General features: G+C 48.1%; 1 tRNA gene and 1 rRNA gene. Both read left to right on the forward strand.

Annotated elements, in window-relative coordinates:
* Nucleotides 1-64, forward strand: a 16S ribosomal RNA gene (locus tag G5315_RS20520); the annotation flags it as partial.
* A gap of 210 nt (nucleotides 65-274) precedes the next feature.
* Nucleotides 275-350 (forward strand) — tRNA-Glu (locus G5315_RS20525).
* Nucleotides 351-509: the final 159 nt, after the last annotated feature.

Here is a 509-nt window from a genome sequence, read left to right on the forward strand (position 1 = left end):
CATGACTGGGGTGAAGTCGTAACAAGGTAACCCTAGGGGAACCTGGGGTTGGATCACCTCCTTACCTTAAGATGTCGAAGTTGTTGAGTGTTCACACAGATTGCCTTGATTCAAAGTAGTTAGAGCAAAGACCTGATGCAGTGATGCATCAGCTTCTGTTGTCCAGCCCTCGGGATGGATGAGAGAAAACCTCCTCTGCCGGATAACGGGATGTGAATAGCAGTTTACTGCTACCTGTTGTCTCAGTGCGCAAGCACTGCAAAGCAGACCCGGGGTCCCCTTCGTCTAGAGGCCTAGGACACCGCCCTTTCACGGCGGTAACAGGGGTTCGAATCCCCTAGGGGACGCCACTTCTCTTCTTGCTAACAAGAATGCAGAGTTAAGAAACTGATTCTTAACTCTGTTTTCTTCGGCCTCGCGCCGTTGCAAACATGCTCTTTAACAATCTGGAAAGCTGATTTAAAAAGTAGTTCTCAAACATTTGTTACAAGTGCTTTGGAAACTTCTTG

This window comes from Aeromonas sp. 603607 (assembly GCF_049171595.1).
GTDB classification, from domain to species: domain Bacteria; phylum Pseudomonadota; class Gammaproteobacteria; order Enterobacterales; family Aeromonadaceae; genus Aeromonas; species Aeromonas veronii.